This window comes from Paenibacillus aceti, assembly GCF_003614185.1.
GTDB classification, from domain to species: domain Bacteria; phylum Bacillota; class Bacilli; order Paenibacillales; family Paenibacillaceae; genus Fontibacillus; species Fontibacillus aceti.
Genome location: NZ_KZ987724.1, coordinates 60,277 through 79,296 on the forward strand (window position 1 = coordinate 60,277; position 19,020 = coordinate 79,296).

The following is a 19,020-nucleotide window of genomic DNA, read 5'->3' on the forward strand; positions in this document are numbered from 1 at the left end:
GATATATGACTACTAAAATGGTAGGAATCCATCAGCCTAATTTTTTGCCTTGGATTGGGTTGATACATAAAATTGCAATTTCTGATTTGTTTGTAGTTTTAGATGATGTTTACTATTCTAAAAATCAATTTCAAAATAGAAACACCATTTTGACTAAAAATGGGACTGTATTACTATCAGTCCCAGTCAAAAAAAATAAATCTAATAAGTATTTAAACAAGATCGAAATTTCATATGACATAAATTGGAGAAAAAAACATCTTGATACTTTGTATTATTCGTATAAGGGTAGCAGCAATTTTTCTCCTTTTTTTGAAAGACTTGAACACATTTATCAAAAGGAAAATACATTTCTTATTGACCTAAATATGGATATTATAAAGAGTATTCTCGATTATCTTAATTTAGAATCCCAAATGATATTTTCGTCTGACCTCCAAGTTCAACTAGGGAAAACAGGAAGACTGGTAGATATCTGCATGAAATTAGATTCTGATTGCTATATTTATGGTGGAGACAGTAGTTATCTTGAAAGAGAACAATTTCAAGAGAAAGGAATAAAATTAGTTTCTCAAAACTTCATTCATCCTACATACCGCCAAAATTATAGCAATGAATTTGTGAACAATTTATCTATTATAGATTGGTTGTTTCAAGCCTCTAGGCAGGATATAAGAACATACTTTCTTAGTGAAAAGGAGAGTTTCGCTGTTGAATATAAAAAACAGTTTACCATGGTTTAGTAGTGAAGATAAAACTGCTTTTCTGACCCATTCAAAAAATATACTAGAATCAGGTGTTCTAATAGATGGACAATACACCTTTAATCTTGAGAGTGAAGTTAGAAACGTAACATCATCTAATTACGCTGTTAGCCTTTCTTCCGGTACTGCCGCCCTCGAAATTATTCTCAAATACATACATTGTGAAAATAGGGAGGTGTTAATCCCAAATAACACATTTATTTCAACTCTTTACGCTATTCAGAATGCAAAGGGGATCCCAATCCTTGTTGACATTGACCCACAGAATTATTGCATTAATCTTAAGGATTTTATTTCAAAAATTAATATTAACACAAGAGCTGTAATTTTAGTACATGTAGCTGGGTATGTTACTGAGCAGATTGAGGAAATTCAAAAAATTTGTGCTGAAAAGAACATTCTATTGATTGAAGACAGTTCACACGCGTTTGGTGCAAAATATAAGGATTATAAAGCTGGCAGCATTGGATTCGCATCGGCGTGCTCATTTTACCCAACTAAAATAGTGACAGGAGGGACTGGGGGGGGTTTAACAACAAATGATAAAGGCTTATTTGATTTTGCTATGATAGCTAGATCTCATGGAACTGATAGAATGGGTATTAATCATTTCCTATCTTCGAACTGGTATATAAGTGAGTTTAGTGCACTCCTTTGTTACTTACAAATCAAGAAGCTTGAAATGATAATTAAAAAAAGAAATGAAATTGCAACATTATATAGTGGGATCATATTAGGTGAATATAGCGAACACTTCATAATTCAACCAATAAACAATGAGAGGATTCACCCATACTATAAATATATAGTTGGAACAAACTTTATTGTTGAGGAAATAGTTGAGTATTTTAAATCACGGGGAATAGCATTAGGTCATTGTTACGGAATTCAAATTAATCAACATCCAAGTGTCAAAGATAAATTCTCAGAAATTATGCCAAATTCTCTCAATTACGCTGGAAAACACTTTACTTTGCCCTGCCATCTAGGTTTAAGTCTGTCAGATGCTCAAAGTGTAATAGAACTGCTAGGAAATTTTGTTAAGCAAAAGAATCCTAAAAAATATTATCGGAAGGTTGGAAAGCGATGAAAAGGGTGCTAATTCTTACTGCACATCCAGATGATGCAGAAATTGCAATGGGGGGTACAATCTTAAAGCTTGTCGATAAAGGTTGCATTATTAAAAATATTATTGTCTCAATTCCAAATAATGTTGATATCAGAAAAATAGAAACTAAAATGTCATCGGAATTTATGGGAATAGATTATGAGTTTTTTGATACTAACTTTCCCTGTGGTGTTGAACAAATTAGCAAATATGAATTGGTGAGTAAATTAGACGGTTATATCGCAGTGTTCAATCCTGATGCAATTTTTACACATTGGAATAAAGATAGCCATCAGGACCATCGGATATTATCTGAATCCGTCATAAGCTGCTTTAGAAAACACAAATTTGACTTATATTACTTTGAACAAACCAATCAAAGCAACTTTATAAAAAGTAATGAGTTTACACCAAATGTTTATGTGGACATAACTGATTATCTGGAAAACAAAGTTAAAGCATTTTCTATGCATCAGTCGCAATTAAAAGGATACATGGCTCATTATCTTCAAGACCTTATCAAATTGGCTGAATGGCGTGGGTATCAAATGAATGCAAAATACGCTGAAACATTTCAATTAGTAAATAAAAAAGAAATAATATAAGTCCTTTTAAATTACTTCTGAAGGGAAGGGGTATACTTTGTCTTCGTTATCAGTTTGTCTTATGGTAAAAAATGAAGAGCATAATATTAAGGATTGTTTGAATAGCGTAGCTCAATATGCAGATGAAATATTGGTTGTTGATAATGGTTCTACAGATAAGACTTTGGACATTTTAAAAGATTTCGGGTGTAAAGTTATATATTCCGATGAGTATTATTTCGATCGGGCAAGAAATCTTTATTTAGAGCAAGCGACTGGAGAATGGATCCTTGCAATTGATGCCGATGAAAGACTTACTTCAGAGGGAATGAAGCAAATAAGAAAATTTATTTCAAACGCACCTCAAATAATTATGGGGGCTTATTTACCTTTTTATCAATATCTGGGTACTGGGAGATGGGCATATATAGAAATGATGCGCCTATTCAGGAATCATGATCAAATTCGTTATAACGATAAAAAGATACACCCATCTCCCAGACCATCAATTGATAAACTAGGAGGTGTCATACATAGAGGGCTATATTCACCAATACATCATATGGATAGCCTTGATGGTAAAAGGACAAGCAAGAAAAGGGAAAAATATATTAAATTATCAATGGAGGAAATAAAAGACCCTGGTATACAAGTACTTTTAGGCAATGAGTACATTGCAGTTGGGGAATATAAAAAAGCTGAAGTCAATCTGGAAAAAGTTATCTTATCACAAGCTCCTTCTGATATTAGAAATAGAGCAGCACTTCATTTAGCACAATTATATATTTTACAAGATGACTTCGATAAAGCTAGTTTTGTTTTGGATAACATAAAAACAGCAAATGTCCAGTTCCAATCAAAAATTCACACTGCTTCAGCAATGAACTATATGAAATTCGGATTGTTTGAAAAGGCATTGAGTGCTTCCTTTCGAGCAATCGAAAAGGATCCTAATGCTGCTCATAACTATTTAAATATCGGTGTAATATATGACCGATTAGGAGATTCTAAAGCAGACGAATACTATTATTCTGCTCTTAAATTGAATCCTTATCTATTAAATCCAGTTATTTACTGTGACGGAGATTCTCCGAACCCATATTTACATCAAAATGTTGTTATAGAATCAAATCTGGAAAGGATTCTCGCTTGCATGAAGAACAAGTAATTCCTAATGAAAGGTTCCGAGGGTAAAGGTTTATTATTGCACAATCAAAAAAAAGTGGCGATGGGGACAGGCCTTAAAGTTATATTCAAAATTTCACCTATACAAAGGAGAACCAAATGATAATTAGTGTTATAATCCCGACGTACAATAAATCAATGTATTTGGACTTAACACTTTCATCGTTTATAAACCAAAATTTCAATGAATATGAATTAATAATCATTGATGATGGTAGTACAGATAATACTAAAGATATTGTGAGTAGTTACGAAAGTAAATTGAATATTAAATATATCTATCAACAGAATAAAGGCAGATCTGCCGCTAGGAACTCCGGTCTAAGAGAAGCAGTTGGAAAATACGTAGTATTCAATGATGATGATAGAATTGTTCACCCATCATTTCTTAGCGAACATTTAAAGGAACACATGACCGGAGATAATAAAATTGTAATTGGATGGAAGCATAACATTTTAACGTTTCTACAACCAGGGATAGTTTTTCGTCAAAATGAGCTAGTTCAGATATTAGCAAACAATCCAGAACTGTCAAAAGAGCTATTGCAAGGGTCAAGTATAAACTTGGTTAAGAAGGAAATGATTGAACGATTTCATACTCCTGAATTCGAAAAATACATTGTCTGGAATGGCTATGACAACTTTCCTGCTATTATTAACAAATATGGGGACCAGCTTGAGGGGTTTTACTTTCCTTGGATTCTCGGAACTACCGCAAACTTATCAGTATCACGGGAACTTTTGGATAGTGTTGGTCATTTTGATGAAAATTTTATTGGTTGGGGTATGGAGGATACCGATTTATCATACAGGCTATTTAGAGCTGGAGGAGAAATGAAAATTAATAGAATGGCATATAATTTCCATCAATATCATTTGCGAGAGAATCCAAAACAAATAGCACCTGCATTAAGAAAAAACACATTATATTTTTGTGAAAAATATAAAGAGTTAGCTTGTTATTTATATTATCGTTGTTGGAATCTTGGGAAAATTGAAATTTCGACTGCTAATGAATTAATGCGTTTTGCTAATGAAAATAACAATGTCTTAAGTGAACTAAGGGAACTTTACTCAATTCAGCAAAGTTAGGATTAGTAGGATTCTGTTAGATTAGCTTTGATTATTTGCGTATTGCAGGTAATTATTTATTTGCAATCTCCATGAGCTTTGTTAGCTCATTTTATTGAGGTGCTTCTTTCACTTCAGAGTAAAATGTACTTAAATAATTTCGTTAGACCGTCACAGATTACTGATATCGAGTATTAGTAAATGGTTAATCTTGTGATATGTATATCGCCCCATGATCGGAAAATCGATTTGACAAGCTTAAGTGTTAAGTGATGTGGGAAATATTTGAAAAAATAAAGAACCAATATAATAGGAAGATTGTCATACCATTTTTATTAGATCTGAAAGGCTGATAGCCAAATGAAAATTAAAAAAGCTATTATCCCGGCAGCTGGTTTAGGAACCCGCTTTCTCCCGGCTACAAAGGCCATGCCGAAAGAAATGTTACCAATTGTAGACAAGCCGACAATACAATACATAATTGAAGAGGCTGTTGAATCCGGAATTGAAGATATTATCATCGTTACAGGTAAGGCAAAACGTTCGATCGAAGATCATTTTGATAATTCATTTGAACTTGAACAAACTTTACTCGAAAAAGGAAAGCTGGAACTGTTAGAGCAAGTCCAATTGAGCTCAAAATTGGCTGATATTCATTATATTAGACAAAAAGAACCTAAAGGTCTAGGACATGCAATATGGAGTGCTCGAAAGTTTATCGGTAATGAACCGTTCGCTGTGTTACTAGGTGATGATATTGTGAAAGCGGACAAACCATGTTTGCGGCAAATGATTGAACAATATCAAAGATACAACACATCAGTGATAGGTGTACAAAAAGTGGATTATAATGATGTAACGCGCTATGGGATTATTAAAGGAGAGCAATTTGATGAACGATTGTATAATGTAACTCATCTTGTGGAAAAGCCAAAAAAGGAACATGCACCATCCAATTTAGCAATAATGGGGAGATATATTTTAAATCCTGCGATAATGGAGATTTTAGATAATCAGGAGCCAGGGAGAGGAGGAGAAATTCAATTAACAGACGCAATTGCCAAACTAACTGAGCATGAGCAAGTTTATGCTTATGAGTTTTTGGGAGTTCGTTATGATGTCGGTGAAAAGATTGGATTTATTAAAACAACGTTAGATTTTGCATTACATCGAGAGGATTTGCGGCATGAGTTGCTCGAATATTTAACCATGGTTATAAAAAAAGAACGTATTAAGATTTAATCATGGCCCCATATTAATATGGGGATCATAACACCGATACATATTACATATAACTTCAATTTTAGTAAATACGAATAAGAGTAGCGAATGAGTGGCAAACGAGGGTCTATAATTGCAGTTTTATTGGAGGGAATTTGGTGATTCCAAAACATTACTTATCTGCGGCTTGCAATTGTACTTAATGAGAATAACGAAATATTACTAATAAAAGGCCCCGATCGTGGCTGGGAAATGCCTGGAGGGATGGTCGAAGAAGGAGAATCGTTGAAAGAAGCGGTGGTTAGGGAGACCAAGGAAGAGAGCGGTATAGAAATTGAGGTAAAAAAATTTTGTGGTGTTTTTCAAAATGTATCACTTGGCATTTGTAGCACCTTATTTTTAGGTAAAGTAATCGGTGGGAACTTAACAACATCTCCTGAGTCTTTGGAGGTAGGTTTTTTTTCAAACTGAGGAAGCCTTAAAGATGGTAACTTGGAGTAATTTCAAGCAGAGAATAGAGCTTTGTTTAAATGAAGAGGCACATCCATTTTTACATGAATTTTATGGCTCAATCTAAAAATCAGTGCTTGACAGTCAGTCCAATAAACGATGGCGGTTGCATTCAATGAGAATGCCCGCTATGTAGCGACTACGGTTACGGGTGAAATAATGGCGGCGTTGATAGGCTTTGATGCGATTGTGTCGTCCTTCGACGGTTGCATTCGTGAAGCGACAACGATGATAGTTCACAATGGCGTCTTTCCAGTGGCGCATGGTCTTTAAGGTCGCTCGAACGGCAACATGATCGATCTGATCCCCTTGCCTGCACCAGCGATCAAACCCGAGCAAAGCGACGGCATGATTCGGCGAATTGTCGTACCAAACGGAAAAAGCTTCCTTCCATTCCCATACGCTTCGTAGCAGGAGCGAGTAACCCAGCAGGATTTCCAAACGTTTCTGGCCCTCTTCCGTTAGTGTGTCTTTCGGCGGATTTAGCAGGCGATGCTGCGATTTGAGCAACGCTTTGGCTCGCGGTGACAGCGTGCTTTGAACCGTTTTGCGTACCGCCTGCAAGCTTTCGATCACGTGACCGTGCACATGAAAACGATCGGCAATCCGGATGGCATCGGGAAAACATTCGCTGATCCACGTATGATAAGCCGGGGCCAGATCCATCACCACCGCATAGGGAGACAGCTGCCGGAAGTCCGGATGCTGCAAGGCATACGCGCGCAGGTCGTCCAGCTTGCGTCCGGAAATCACATCCAGCATGGTTTCACCGCGCAGATTGTGAATGCCGGTGTTGTACGTATGTCCCTTCTTGATCGCACAATCGTCGACACCCAGGACCAGACGGTCGCTTGCCGCTGCCTCCTTCCATGCCTGTTCACGGATGCGCTCCTGCTCAGCTGGAATCGCCTCCTCCTGCATCCGCTGTACCGTGCTGGCAGGGACTCGCTGCATTCGGGCGCTGTGCGCAGCTGTGGACCCAAGAGCTTGTTCAACCGTATGGGAGCGAAAGAGCCGGCTGTAGCGCTGCTTCGGTCCGACAAATTTGTAGGCCCAAACGAACCCGGTTTCGCAACGATTACAATGCATGCGAATGGACGGTACGTGCAGATAGGTTTTCTTCCCGAAAACCGGAAGATGCCTGACGATTCGCGGCTCATTCCTGCCCTTCAGGATGACATCCTGATCGGACCCGCAGCATGGACAAGACTGCTTGTCGCCCAGCGGTATAGCATCTATATGAAGTTCATCGGTATCGATGGACAGAATTTGGTGAATCCTTAGCTCTGGCAAGTTGAGCATTTCATTGATATACTGGGTCTGCATATGTCAATTCCTTTGTTGATTGGTCGGACTTTCAACATTACAGGAATTGCAGATGTTTTTCTATCTCTATCCTCGGATTAAACCGTCAAGCACTGATTTCGGCTTTGAGCCAATTTTATTATTAAATATGCTCCATAGGAATGTCTTTTCTTAATCCTTACTAGAAATAAAAGTCCAAGAATGATTTTATGAAGTGCCCCCTGTCAAGTAGACAATGTAAAAAAACAAAAATAGCCAGTATCCTCCGTTCATTAATAAATTGAGCGGATTTTTTTCTCCTCTTATGCAGCTTGTCGGAATTCGTTATGTGACAAGCCGATTAAACTTTCTGGATAACGTACAATTAAGTTCGCAAAAGTAAAAAGGAAAAGTCATCGGTATCTCCAAATTGGTAAGTGTCCATCAAACCAGAAGGAGAGAAACCGATGACCTACCTTTATTTTAATGGAAACTTAGAGCAAATGCTATTGCAATTATGTCGGAGCATTATAACCCAAATCCTAAAACGATCAGAATTATTATTTCAGAATCAAAATGAAATCACCTAGTGCAAACAACATTGTTAATTTTAATAAAAATGGTATATAGCGAAATTAAGAGCTTTAAACATGCAACACTTGAGTCCGTGGAATAAATTGTGAAAACTCCTAAAAATGGAAAAATATAGAAGTGATAGAAAGATTGGGAGAACACATGGGAATTTGGTCAAAGGAACAATTACGGGCTTTCATTAAAGAGAACAAGTTGGTTACTGCCTGGAATGCTCAGAACGCCTTGAAAGATATGTTTGCAGAGACGCTCCAAGAAATACTGGAGGCCGAGATGGGCACCCACTCGGACTACGAGAAGCATGAGGTCTAGGCCAAAATGATGCTAAATAGCCGCGACGGAAATAAGCTAAGAAGAGCGTCATATGCGATTATGGCGAGCAGGAGATTTCCGTTCCCCGATACCGGACAAATAAAGCATCAGTAGAACGTGACAGGCATCGAGGATCAGATCATCGCCCTCTACGCCAAAGTCGTCAGCAAACGGGAGATTCAGGATCACTTACAAAATCTATATGGAATTGAAGTCTCGCCCACGCTCATTTTCAATATTACAAACAAAATAGTACCCTCTCATCAAGGAATGGCAGAACCGTCCCATTGCAGGGCGAGTACGCCGTCGTCTACATGGATGCCATCGGTCGTCGACTCAGCAGGTTGAATGTATCGTCTGATTAACATCTATGAAATCGGCGATCAAGGGAAAATGCACGCAGTTGGAATGCGGTGTTAATTGGTGTCGGGGATCCTCGATTAACTAAAATAATGTTTTCATGCTCTTACTTCATTTATAAATCTTGTTATTATTGGTAGATCAGGAGGACTTATTTGACTCGGTATCTTATCTAACTCGAAAAATTGGATATCCTGTACTTCATCTTCATCGCCTCTAATTGTTCCACTGTATTCTTTACATATATAAGCCACAACTACGTTATATACTTCATCTCCATGTGGATACTGATAATACAGATCTGGTCCTGAAAATATATCTAGTAATTCTAATTCTTTAGCTTCTAAACCTACCTCTTCAAAAAGTTCCCGTTTTGCAACTTCTTTCATTTCTTCCCCGGGTTCCATTGAACCTCCTGGTAATCCCCATAAATCATTATCTGTTCTATGCTGTAATAATAATCGTCCTTCACCGTCTATAAGAATCACACACGCTCCTACCATTATTATAGGATGTGTTCCTACTAACTCTCTTATTTGTCTTATGTAATTCATGATCTTCACGTCCTTTTCTGGTCTTCATTGGTCTTACAATGTTTTATTTACATATCCCCGATTTTACTTAACTTAGCGTTCATTTATTCATGACGTTCCGCCCATTTAAGATTCCATCAGATATCGGTTGCGCTTGCGCAGTTGGTCGGTGTGTACGTCCCGGCTTATCCCGCTTGCTACCACTGAAATACCTTTTTCGACTCCGCTTCTTACTTCGTGCTGGACCGTGGGCGAATGCTCGATGTGTGAATACGGTGTTAGGTGAAGTTTGGCACTTCTCAAAGATCATTTGGTTCATATCTTAATTACTTGCCATTCCAATCACTTTCGCCCCTCCATTTGACCTTATCGGAACTAATCTGTAGCAAATCTGTACTAACCTTTTTGATCCTAATTTCTGTAATACTCCCCATGTCAAGACACGTTTTATCGAGAAATAAGTTATGCCCTCCTTCCTGTGATTAGGATGCAATATGCTCGACTTTGTGGACGTAAAATTGTTCAGGCATCGCCTCGCCAGGTGACTGACGAGGATTGAGATACGAAGATGTACTCGTGTGGTTGGTGTATTTCCCAACCAGGACTCCTACATTCACCCTAAGATTTATTCAAGAGATTCAAAAAAAACAACAACTTGCTACGTAAACCTATTTGGAGGTACTGATGCTTTTTGCAAACTATCTTTTATTGGTGCTATCTCAATTACTACCACAGTACTTATTATAGCTCCCCATCATGCGTATTGTGGAAGTCAATATAAACAAGAGGATGATATACACAATATCAATGATAGGAGCTTATCGACGGGACATGGAAATTCCTCAGTTGATATGATCAGCAGGCTAGAGACGATGGTGCTGAGCGGAGCGGATCTACCGCTTGGTGTTGTCAGGCAGCAGATCGCCTCGGCGATCGATATTATCGTGCATTTAAGCCGGCTCCGTGATCGTTCGCGGCGGGTGATGGAGATATCTGAAGTATGCGGAATGAATGAGGGGGAGGTGGTGCTGCATCCGCTCTATGTTTTCGAGGAGGAGGCGGAGAAGGACGGGAGAATTATCGGGAGCTTGAGGCGCACAGGGCAGCCGCTGAGGTATGTGGACAAGCTGCAGATGGCCGGTGTTTTCGTGGAGGGGATGACGTCAGAAACAGGGGGAAGAATGGCGTGATACGGGTAAAAAGATCGGGGGGAACGAAGCCCGCAGCGATGGAGGCGAATGACCGGAAGTCCAGCGGATTAACAGATTACCGGAGCTATACTCTTTCGCCGAGGCAGAGGGTGGCCACATTGCTGGTGGGCGGCGGATGCTGTTTTTTGATAGGGTATATCTTCTTCCATTCATGGCTGATTAGCCTGATCCTCGTCAGTGGGGCTGCCTATGCACCTAAATACTGGACCGGTTATCTTCTCCGCAAACGTCGAGAGGCGCTAGGATTGCACTTCAAGCAGGCGCTCTATTCTCTCTCCTCTTCGCTGGCGGCTGGACGATCGGTAGAGAATGGCTTTCGTGAAGCGATTGAGGATTTGCAGCTGCTGTATCCCGGGAATTCAAGCGATATGATCACTGAACTGAGTATTATATGTACCCGCATGGAGTATGGTCAACCGATTGAGGAGGCGCTGCTCAATTTTAGTGAAAGGGCTGGACTGGAGGATATCAGCAATTTCGCTGATGTGTTTACGATTTGCAAGCGCTCTGGAGGAGATCTGGTCGAGGTGATCAGACGTACTTCAACGATTATTAGTGAGAAGCTGGAGATCAGTCAGGAGATCGGCGTGATGATCGCCCAGAAAAGATTTGAAGCGAAGGCGATGTCCGCCGCTCCGCTATTTTTTCTCGTATTTATGGAATTCTCTTCACCGGATTATATGAGGCCGATGCATAGCGGGATCGGACTTATCATATCGTTCTTTGCACTGGCTCTGTTCGCACTATGCTTCTGGCTAATGATGAGAATTATGAATATCCGGGTCTAGGAGGCGAAATGAAGGTTTATAGCGTCGCAGCTATTGCTGCACTAGTGCTAGCCTGGCTCATATTGTACCAAGGCTCCCGTGAGAAATACCAGGGATGTCGGGATATGAAGATGGAGGGACTCCGATTGCAGTGGATGGCTCCTCCGATGCTGCTTCTGCTGGAGAAGCTTAGAGTGTCGCATAGATTTCCTATTTTATTCTTCAAAATACAGCGCTCGGTGCAAAAGATTAGCGGAGATAAGCGCGGGGGCGAGTATACTTTGCTATTTTTGGCTGAAATGCTCACGTATGGCTGGCTCATTCTGGTGATCACTTGTTTGCTCTCTCTGTTTCTGGACGGTGACCTTATGGTCATTATGCCGGGTGCTATTCTGGCTGTCCTGGTTCCTGTCGCACTTGCCGGGGATCTGCATCAGAAGGTCGTTAGGAGAGAGAGGGAAATCATCTTGGAGCTGCCAGAGCTTCTTAACAAGATGGTGCTGCTGGTCGGTGCGGGTTCAACGGTACAGCAGGCTATCAAACGTTGTCTGGAGCGTAAGGCAGGTCAAGAACAGCATCCATTGTATCGTGAGTTATTCAGAATGCAGCGGGAGTGGGAGAGCGGCTACTCCTTTCAACAGGCTATGGAGGGAGTTAGTAAACGGCTGGGCGTTCAGGAGGTATCTGCCTTTGTAACCTCTGTATTACTGAACTATCGCCGTGGTGGCCATGATTTTGTGCTGGCGTTGATGGATCTGTCCCATACATTATGGGAACGCCGTAAGGCGGTGAGTAAGACATTGGGTGAGCAAGCCTCTTCAAAGCTTGTGTTCCCGATGCTATTACTATTCCTGATTATCATCGTTATGGTAGGGGCGCCAGCGTTGATGATTCTGGAGCTATGAACATTATTTTGGGAGGGTATCGGATGTTAAGTATATTCACAGGCAGGATCAGGACATTTTTGCGGGACGAAGACGGCTTGGGAATGCTGGAGATGATTCTGATCATCGCTGTTATCGTTATTTTGGCTATTATCTTCCGTAAGCAGCTGAAGGAGATATTAGAAAGCTTGCTGGGTAAAGCGAAGAACAAGACGGAAAGCTTCATGGATGATGCAGGTTAATGATTGATGAAGCGGCTGATACGTGAGCAGCAGGGCAGTTTTATTCTTGAAGCTTCGCTCGTGCTTCCAACTATTTTTGCGGCTGTGTTAGTTCTGCTCTTCTTCTGTATGTATCTATATCAGAATGCTGCGCTGGGACAAGCAGCAGCCATTGCTGCCGAACGCAGTGCCTATGCCTGGGATAACAGCTATCGCAAGCCGCAGACCGGCGCCTATGAAGCGGGAAAGTATGATTCGCTCTATTGGCGGCTTAAGGATGATGGCATGCTGCAGGCCATCTTCGGCTGGAGTGGCGAGTTGCCCGCTTCGGATCTGTCCCTTCCAGTCAGTTACTCGGACGGAGGAGCGCTACCTATGAAGAAGCTTGCGGCAACTGGTGAACTGCTTCCTTCTTCACTTAACGGAAGAATGCAATATGAGAATAAACTGCTGCTGCGCAAGGTCAAGGTTAGCTTGAAAAGGTTGGTTCCCCTTGTTCCTCTAGAGAAGATCATCGGGGATCTCGCCCAATCGGGTCAGGCTGTTTCCTACATTGTCGATCCGGTAGAGTGGATTCGAACCGTGGACTTGGCGAGGTATTATGGAGCCAAATTCAAAGGCCGTAGCGGCGAAGCAATGGATCAGCGTGAAGCAGGGAAGGCGTTGACTCTGTTTGGCAAGCAGGGAGAACAGCCATGACTCAAGCGGATGCGGCGAGAATATCACGTAATGATGATATAGACGAGTAGGCGGGATCAGGGGAGGAGGAAATTCATTGTTCAAGAGGCGGCAAGATGCGGAGCACGGGGCAGTGACGATATTTCTAGTAGTTATCTTTGCTTCTGTTTTCGCGTTTGTATCGATATTTATCGATTTTGCCAGAATGGCAGCCCTGCAGACCAAGACAGAGATGCTGGCTCGTTCGGCAGTCAGGTCGGTTCTATCCTCCTTTGATCCGCAGCTGGTGGAGAAGTACGGTTTGTTTGCATACGGGGATACGGATGCGAATTACATCATGTCCAAGGTGCTACAGGACCATATGACTCTATCGAAGAGGAAGGACGATATTCCGATAATGACTGCGAAGCTGGATTCATCGACGGTTGAACTGCTGCGGCCACTTGGCTCCTATGAAGTATTTGAACGGCAAATCCGGGAGGAAATGAAGTATAAGGCTCCGATTGATTTTGCGATCGAGATTATGAACCGCTTCAAGCCATTATCCAATGTGATGAAGGAGGCTTCTAATACTGTCGATCTGCTGAGCAAGCTGCAGAAGCTATATAATCAGCGGGAGGCGAAGCTGGATGAAATGCTGGAGAAGCAGCGCTCCGCGGCCTTAACAGTGAATGAGGTGGCTGCTCTTATCCCGCGTTCAGGTGGTTCGAGCGGAAGCCGCACAGCTGTATCCGTAGCGCAGGGGTATGCGAATTATGCGGCCATGTATGCAGAGGACATGTACAGAGAGCCGGAGGAACGCCAGTATTCCTATGAAATTGCTATATATCGATCCATGACCATGGGGCTATTCAGCGGTTTGAATCGAAGCGTTCAGCATTCGTCTGCCCGTCACGCGATCCTGCTGCCAGAAGCCAGGGAGCTACTTAAGGAAGTTATCGTGATAAATGGTCAGATGAAGAGTACGATCCAGGAAGCTGAGCAGCGTCCTGTACTTGGAGGCTATAACGATGTGGCGGCATATGAAGGAACTGGTGATCAAGAGGGTGTTACAACTGGCGATGAGATCGCTGCTATCCGCGAGAAAAGTGGATCATTGCTGCTTACTGACGAGTTAATAGCGAGTCTGGAGGGAGATATCGAGCGGCAGGAGTCGGAGTTCAATTCATTTTATGTGGCGGCAGGCTCTTTTCTCGGATGGGAGGGTTCGGTTCTGGCGGCTTCCATATCGGAATCTTCCTTATATGCTGCGGTGAGCAGCCTAAGTCAAGCAACAAGTGCTTACCTGCGTCAATACTTTGATAAGGGCAGTGGCAATATCCTGGAGAAGAACCAAAGTCTGCTTGAGCAGCACCGTGCTTCTGATCGGGAGCGGCGTAATATCGAGCAGCAGGCCGGGACGGAGCTTAAGGAAGCGAGAGGGTTAATCGGGAGGATCTCAGGCCTGAAGGATAAGTTCAAGGATGTCCAGAAACAGTTTGATCAGCTGCAAATTTTCTATAATGATAATCTTAGCTTTAATCAGTCTCTCTCGTCTGGCGAAGGAGATGGTCAAATGAAGATAGGAGATGATCCGACAGGGGCTGGCGCAGAAGCAATGGCGGGGATGGATGGTTTCTATGGCGGCTTATCCCGGATATTGGACTCTATGTCGGATGCGGCTTTTCAAGGGGAGTACATCGCGCATTATTTTTCCTTATTTGATATCAGTACATTGGAACAACTGCTGCGCAATGGGGACTCGAGCGTTACTGAAGCATTAGGCGATTCGTTTACGCCGGGGAAACAAGAGATTGAATACATATTGTATGGCTTTCACAATCCGGCAGGAAATATTGCGGCTGCTTATGGGGAAATCTTCACGTTGCGGCTGGCGATTCGCACGATGGAGGGTTTATTGAAAAATTTGCATAAAGGCAATCCACTGCTGATTCTCGCCTCTGCTCTATTGTATGGAATTCAGCATTCCGTGAAGGATATGCTGATGCTGACCAAGGAAGGAAGTCTTCTGCTTAGCGAATATATGAAGGTGAGGTTGACCTATAGGGATCATCTGCGCATCTTCCTGCTGATGCATGGCCCGAGTGAACGGAGATTGTCCCGGATACTGGGGGTCATCCGGATGAACACGGGAATACGCACAGAGCAGCGTGCGACCTATCTAAGGGGAGGGGTCACTCTGTCTATGCCAGTATGGTTCCTGCCTGGAGTAGCTAAGTCGCTAGGGGCTACCGGGGTCTTGCAAGGAAGAGTGGAAGGAAGTCGGTATTATGTTAACAAGCAAGCGGACTTCTCATATTGATTCAACCGGTCGCCCTGATCGCGGGTGGGTGGCTTCCCGCCGCAGTAGCGGCAGCATTGTGCTTGAAGCTACGTTGGTGATGCCGGTATTTATCACTGTCATCTTCTTCTTTATTTATGTGGTACAGATGACGCTGATCTCCAGTCAGATGCAAATTGTAGCCTCGAATGCCGTTAAGCAGGTGTCGGCTCATATATATCCTGTAGCATTGGCCGTTTCGGCGGCTTCCAGCGATAATCAAGGTCACGCGGAGAAAGGGGATGGGGCCGTATCGGAGGGGAAGATGCCGAGCCTGTCTCTTGAGGAGTGGGCGGATCAATATGCTGTAGCATTGCCGGAGCCCATTTCCGATTGGGTGCGGGCTGCAGCCCGCAGAGGGGACGAGCCTTTGCATGAGCTGAAGAATAACGTTCTGGAGAGCGTACTCGACCCGGTAATCAAGCCGCTGCTTCAAACTTTTGTGGCAGATACGACGTTGAATGAAGAACGGTTGCATGTTAACCGCCTGGTGGTTCCTGATTTAAAGAACGGGAGAACGCCTTATTTCGGCTTAGAGCTCAGCTATGAGCTGCCGATCAAAATGCCGTTTACCCAGCAGCCAATCAGGCTACAGGCAAAGGCGGAGGAGAGACTGTGGATCGGGGATACTGGCGAGCTTGATCAGGAAGACGGAGATGGGGAGCAGGAGGAAGGGCAGCCTGCGGTCATTCTCTCCAAGCCAGAGCCAGCCTACGCGGGGCATCGCGCTCTGGTAGAAGCCTTGATCAAGCCGGGCGCGACAGCTAAGCTTACTGTGTACTATAAAAGCGGAGTTAGCCAGGCCAAATATTTAGGAGAAGCGACTGCAGGTGAAGATGGCAAGGTGGAGTGGAATTGGCTGGTCGGAGGAAATACGACGCCGGGGACGTGGACCTTTGTGATCGAGACAGAGGATGGATTGCGAACAACCGCTCAATTCGATGTTGAAAGTCCGCGTAAATGACTATTATGCTGTGCTAATAGGCGGGCCAAGCGGAGCAAGCAGATAATCTAGAGTTTATCGGAGGGGATAAGCGCCAATGCCATTGGAATACTGGGGTTGCTTGATTGTGCTGATAGCGGCATTTATTACAGATATCAGGTGGATGAAGATTCCTAATAAGATCACGATTATCGGGTTCATCTCGGGACTAGCATTTCATGCTTTTTCCGGGGGGATGGAAGGGGTTCTATTTGCTCTGAAGGGCGCAGCGGTGGGCTTCGCCCTGATGTTCATTATGTATTTGTTCGGTGCGGTAGGCGGAGGCGATGTGAAGCTATTTGGCGGGATTGGAGCTTGGACGGGGTTAGGCCTGACTCTATCGATTCTTATGTATTCTATTCTTGCCGCGGGGATTATTGGCATATTCATATTGCTCATGCGGCGTGAATTCATTATGCGGATTCGTAATGTAGTGCATAGCTTGTTCGGGGTTATATTGCTACAAAGCCTGAGCCCGATTCAGGAGGGAACGAAGAAGCAATTGCAGATGCCGTTTATGCTGGCTGTTCTGCCAGGAGCGGTGTACGCCATTTTAACTTTTTCTTAGTAAGGGGAGTGGCTTTGAATGCCGGCATTTAACGTCGATTTTATGAGGAATGGCGGTACCTATATGATTCTGAGGGGAGCAAACGGTCTGCACTCCAGAGATATTAACCGGGTTCAGCATACGATGCTGGCCTCGATGGAAATTCCCGGCCTGCTGCCGCTTGATCTTCGCGAGATAAATTTTGAGGTCAGCTTATATTACGAAATTACTGGCAGGCGCATGTTACCTCAATGTCTGAAGAGCGATAAGTTAAGCGCGCAGGAGTTCTATAGCTTACTGCTGCAAATTGTAGCGATATTGGATGACTGCGATCAGTATATGCTGTCTCCGCTCAATTTTTTAATAGATGAGGATTTTATATTTGTCGAGGGGCCGCTCGCATCGGCAATGCTGTATTTGACCTATGTTCCTATTCGGGAACCGGCGGGACAGGAGCGATTAGGGCTATCGCTGTTGACCTTGATTACCCGGATTTTGAACAGTGTAACGGCTGTTGAGGGAGATGGGATTCAGCGGATCGTTAGCTTTTGCGGGGATGAGCTCTTCTCTACGGCCACCTTGAAAAAAATTCTGCTAGATCTGCTGGGAGGGGATCGCTCAGAAGCGGTGAAAATGGTTGCCGCCAAGGGGAATGATAGATATGAATCAGAGAATTCACCGGTAATGATCAGGGAATACGTTCAGGCTTCCGAGCATTCTGTAGAAGGCAAGCTTCAAGATCGGCAGAGACGAATACAGAAGCATGTCCATTCAAGGGCTGCAAAGTTAGAGGGGAGCGGTGAAGCCCATTTTCAGCCTCACTCCATTCATAATCACCAAGCTGAAATATGGGATCTGGCGGATAACACCGAGCTTGATGATGAGAGTGAGCCAATTAAACCACGTGGTAAATTTACATATTATCTACTGGGTTCTCTGCTTGCCGCTGCGCTATGCTGGAAGTTTCTTTATCTCGATGCTCCCAGCTCATGGGGGCTGTATGTATGTGCTGGAATTTCGTTAATTATGGCCGTTATGCTGCTGTTAATCCGCGGTGGGAAGCTGGAAGTGATCATGGCCAGTTTGTCTGAGATGATGGATCACTTAAGTCGCCGTTCTTCTGATGAAGGAGAGATGACCGATGATGAGGCCGTAAACTGGAAGCAGCCTTGGAACGGGGGAGTCTGGGGAGGAGAGAATTCGCTACATTTGCCTAAGCCAAAGTCCGTTATATCTGGGCAGGATGCGCCAGAGACAGGTGGAGGGGAGCGCGTAGGTTCATGGAAGCAGGATGCATTTCGGTCGAAGGCTGTGGAAGTAGGGGAACTGGAAAATGAGCTGAAGGTTCAAGCTAATCTACCCTTAGTTGAGGAGTCCTTGCATCAGCCTGCGACCGTTCTGCTTAGCCATAATTCTGTCTCACCAAAGACAGCCTCGCCAACTGCAGCGTTTCGCTTGGAAAGATACGCCGCCCAGGAAGAACAATGGAATGCACCGGAAATCATCGTCCTGAAGCCGGGAAGCTTTGTGATTGGCCGTTCAGAGGAGATTGCTCATTACGTTGAGCAGGCTGCGGGCGTATCTCGGGCGCATGTCGAGCTAATGATCCGTGAAGAGGGCTGCAGCATTAAGGATCTGGGCTCTCGCAATGGCACGTTGCTCAAAGGGGAGCTTATCGCCCCTTACAAGGAATACCCGCTTGAACCCGGTGATATATTCCTGATCGCTGACAGCACCTATAAGCTCTGCGCTGGTCATACAGCGAAAGCCTCTTAGGTGAATGATCCAGCGGAGTTAATCTAGCCCCGGGCCTGATTTAGTTGTCAGGATCAGCCGGGGCTGGTTCGCGTTAATTGTTGGCAATGTGGTGCCCCAAGGCAATGTGAT

General features: G+C 43.4%; 16 protein-coding genes and 3 pseudogenes. 17 read left to right on the plus strand and 2 right to left on the minus strand.

Going from position 1 to position 19,020, the window contains the following annotated elements; translation table 11 throughout:
* Positions 1-5: 5 nt before the first annotated feature.
* The 7 genes and pseudogenes from BFJ94_RS00250 (at position 6) to BFJ94_RS00280 (ending at position 6,510) form a co-directional block, all read left to right on the plus strand.
* Positions 6-743: a WbqC family protein gene (locus tag BFJ94_RS00250; protein WP_120460087.1), complete on the plus strand. Its 738-nt coding sequence runs from the start codon at positions 6-8 to the stop codon at positions 741-743.
* Positions 712-1,854 carry a DegT/DnrJ/EryC1/StrS family aminotransferase gene (locus BFJ94_RS00255; RefSeq protein ID WP_162944087.1) on the plus strand — a complete coding sequence of 381 codons (1,143 nt, stop codon included), beginning with the start codon at positions 712-714 and terminating at the stop codon, positions 1,852-1,854. Before BFJ94_RS00250 ends, BFJ94_RS00255 begins: the two co-directional genes overlap by 32 nt.
* Complete coding sequence (locus BFJ94_RS00260; protein WP_120460091.1) at positions 1,851-2,477, plus strand: PIG-L deacetylase family protein; 627 nt, start codon at positions 1,851-1,853, stop codon at positions 2,475-2,477. Before BFJ94_RS00255 ends, BFJ94_RS00260 begins: the two co-directional genes overlap by 4 nt.
* Before the next feature lie 37 nt (positions 2,478-2,514).
* Positions 2,515-3,624, plus strand: a complete 1,110-nt coding sequence (locus tag BFJ94_RS00265) for a tetratricopeptide repeat-containing glycosyltransferase family 2 protein (protein ID WP_162944089.1) — start codon at positions 2,515-2,517, stop codon at positions 3,622-3,624.
* Positions 3,625-3,740: 116 nt separating this feature from the next.
* Positions 3,741-4,733: a glycosyltransferase gene (locus BFJ94_RS00270; RefSeq protein ID WP_120460104.1), complete on the plus strand. Its 993-nt coding sequence runs from the start codon at positions 3,741-3,743 to the stop codon at positions 4,731-4,733.
* Between the two features lie 339 nt (positions 4,734-5,072).
* Positions 5,073-5,954: a UTP--glucose-1-phosphate uridylyltransferase GalU gene (gene galU / locus BFJ94_RS00275; RefSeq protein ID WP_120460105.1), complete on the plus strand. Its 882-nt coding sequence runs from the start codon at positions 5,073-5,075 to the stop codon at positions 5,952-5,954.
* A gap of 134 nt (positions 5,955-6,088) precedes the next feature.
* Positions 6,089-6,510: pseudogene (locus BFJ94_RS00280) on the plus strand (NUDIX hydrolase).
* A 17-nt stretch (positions 6,511-6,527) separates the two neighbouring features.
* On the opposite strand, the gene BFJ94_RS00285 reads toward BFJ94_RS00280, so the two are convergent.
* On the minus strand, positions 6,528-7,769 hold the full coding sequence (locus BFJ94_RS00285) for an ISL3 family transposase (protein WP_120460108.1): 1,242 nt from the start codon (positions 7,767-7,769) through the stop codon (positions 6,528-6,530).
* A 693-nt stretch (positions 7,770-8,462) separates the two neighbouring features.
* Between BFJ94_RS00285 and BFJ94_RS26280 the strand changes: the two are divergent.
* Positions 8,463-8,956 (plus strand): annotated as a pseudogene (locus BFJ94_RS26280) (transposase); the annotation flags it as partial.
* 132 nt (positions 8,957-9,088) lie between these two features.
* Here BFJ94_RS26280 and BFJ94_RS00295 read toward each other — a convergent pair.
* Positions 9,089-9,544 (minus strand): NUDIX hydrolase, encoded by a 456-nt coding sequence (locus BFJ94_RS00295; protein ID WP_120460110.1) that lies wholly within the window; start codon positions 9,542-9,544, stop codon positions 9,089-9,091.
* A 785-nt stretch (positions 9,545-10,329) separates the two neighbouring features.
* On the opposite strand from BFJ94_RS00295, the pseudogene BFJ94_RS00300 reads away from it, so the two are divergent.
* The 9 genes and pseudogenes from BFJ94_RS00300 to BFJ94_RS00340 all read left to right on the plus strand — a co-directional run.
* Positions 10,330-10,713 (plus strand): annotated as a pseudogene (locus BFJ94_RS00300) (hypothetical protein); the annotation flags it as partial.
* A gap of 38 nt (positions 10,714-10,751) precedes the next feature.
* The gene (locus tag BFJ94_RS00305; RefSeq protein WP_120465024.1) at positions 10,752-11,522 is read left to right on the plus strand and encodes a type II secretion system F family protein; all 771 of its coding nucleotides are present in this window, start codon (positions 10,752-10,754) and stop codon (positions 11,520-11,522) included.
* 8 nt (positions 11,523-11,530) lie between these two features.
* Entirely contained in the window at positions 11,531-12,406 is an 876-nt protein-coding gene (locus BFJ94_RS00310; protein WP_120460112.1) for a type II secretion system F family protein, read from the plus strand.
* 23 nt (positions 12,407-12,429) lie between these two features.
* Positions 12,430-12,627 carry a Flp1 family type IVb pilin gene (locus tag BFJ94_RS00315; RefSeq protein WP_120460114.1) on the plus strand — a complete coding sequence of 66 codons (198 nt, stop codon included), beginning with the start codon at positions 12,430-12,432 and terminating at the stop codon, positions 12,625-12,627.
* Between the two features lie 6 nt (positions 12,628-12,633).
* Positions 12,634-13,305, plus strand: a complete 672-nt coding sequence (locus tag BFJ94_RS00320) for a pilus assembly protein (RefSeq protein WP_120460116.1) — start codon at positions 12,634-12,636, stop codon at positions 13,303-13,305.
* A 76-nt stretch (positions 13,306-13,381) separates the two neighbouring features.
* Positions 13,382-15,586 carry a hypothetical protein gene (locus BFJ94_RS00325; RefSeq protein ID WP_120460118.1) on the plus strand — a complete coding sequence of 735 codons (2,205 nt, stop codon included), beginning with the start codon at positions 13,382-13,384 and terminating at the stop codon, positions 15,584-15,586.
* On the plus strand, positions 15,555-16,568 hold the full coding sequence (locus tag BFJ94_RS00330; protein WP_120460120.1) for a TadE/TadG family type IV pilus assembly protein: 1,014 nt from the start codon (positions 15,555-15,557) through the stop codon (positions 16,566-16,568). The genes BFJ94_RS00325 and BFJ94_RS00330 overlap by 32 nt, the downstream gene beginning before the upstream one ends.
* Before the next feature lie 76 nt (positions 16,569-16,644).
* A complete protein-coding gene (locus tag BFJ94_RS00335; RefSeq protein WP_120460122.1) occupies positions 16,645-17,154 on the plus strand; it encodes an A24 family peptidase in 510 nt (169 codons plus the stop codon).
* 18 nt (positions 17,155-17,172) lie between these two features.
* A complete protein-coding gene (locus BFJ94_RS00340) occupies positions 17,173-18,909 on the plus strand; it encodes a DUF6382 and FHA domain-containing protein (RefSeq protein WP_120460124.1) in 1,737 nt (578 codons plus the stop codon).
* The last annotated feature ends 111 nt before the right edge of the window (positions 18,910-19,020 follow it).

Bases quoted from the DNA above. Each gene is read 5' to 3' on its own strand.
- BFJ94_RS00310 (WP_120460112.1), top strand. From the start codon at position 11,531: ATGAAGGTTTATAGCGTCGCAGCTATTGCTGCACTAGTGCTAGCCTGG.
- galU (WP_120460105.1), top strand. From the start codon at position 5,073: ATGAAAATTAAAAAAGCTATTATCCCGGCAGCTGGTTTAGGAACCCGC.
- BFJ94_RS00285 (WP_120460108.1), bottom strand. From the start codon at position 7,769: ATGCAGACCCAGTATATCAATGAAATGCTCAACTTGCCAGAGCTAAGG.
- BFJ94_RS00330 (WP_120460120.1), top strand. From the start codon at position 15,555: ATGTTAACAAGCAAGCGGACTTCTCATATTGATTCAACCGGTCGCCCT.
- BFJ94_RS00340 (WP_120460124.1), top strand. From the start codon at position 17,173: ATGCCGGCATTTAACGTCGATTTTATGAGGAATGGCGGTACCTATATG.
- BFJ94_RS00270 (WP_120460104.1), top strand. From the start codon at position 3,741: ATGATAATTAGTGTTATAATCCCGACGTACAATAAATCAATGTATTTG.
- BFJ94_RS00320 (WP_120460116.1), top strand. From the start codon at position 12,634: ATGAAGCGGCTGATACGTGAGCAGCAGGGCAGTTTTATTCTTGAAGCT.
- BFJ94_RS00260 (WP_120460091.1), top strand. From the start codon at position 1,851: ATGAAAAGGGTGCTAATTCTTACTGCACATCCAGATGATGCAGAAATT.
- BFJ94_RS00295 (WP_120460110.1), bottom strand. From the start codon at position 9,544: ATGAATTACATAAGACAAATAAGAGAGTTAGTAGGAACACATCCTATA.
- BFJ94_RS00305 (WP_120465024.1), top strand. From the start codon at position 10,752: ATGGAGGCGAATGACCGGAAGTCCAGCGGATTAACAGATTACCGGAGC.
- BFJ94_RS00315 (WP_120460114.1), top strand. From the start codon at position 12,430: ATGTTAAGTATATTCACAGGCAGGATCAGGACATTTTTGCGGGACGAA.
- BFJ94_RS00250 (WP_120460087.1), top strand. From the start codon at position 6: ATGACTACTAAAATGGTAGGAATCCATCAGCCTAATTTTTTGCCTTGG.
- BFJ94_RS00335 (WP_120460122.1), top strand. From the start codon at position 16,645: ATGCCATTGGAATACTGGGGTTGCTTGATTGTGCTGATAGCGGCATTT.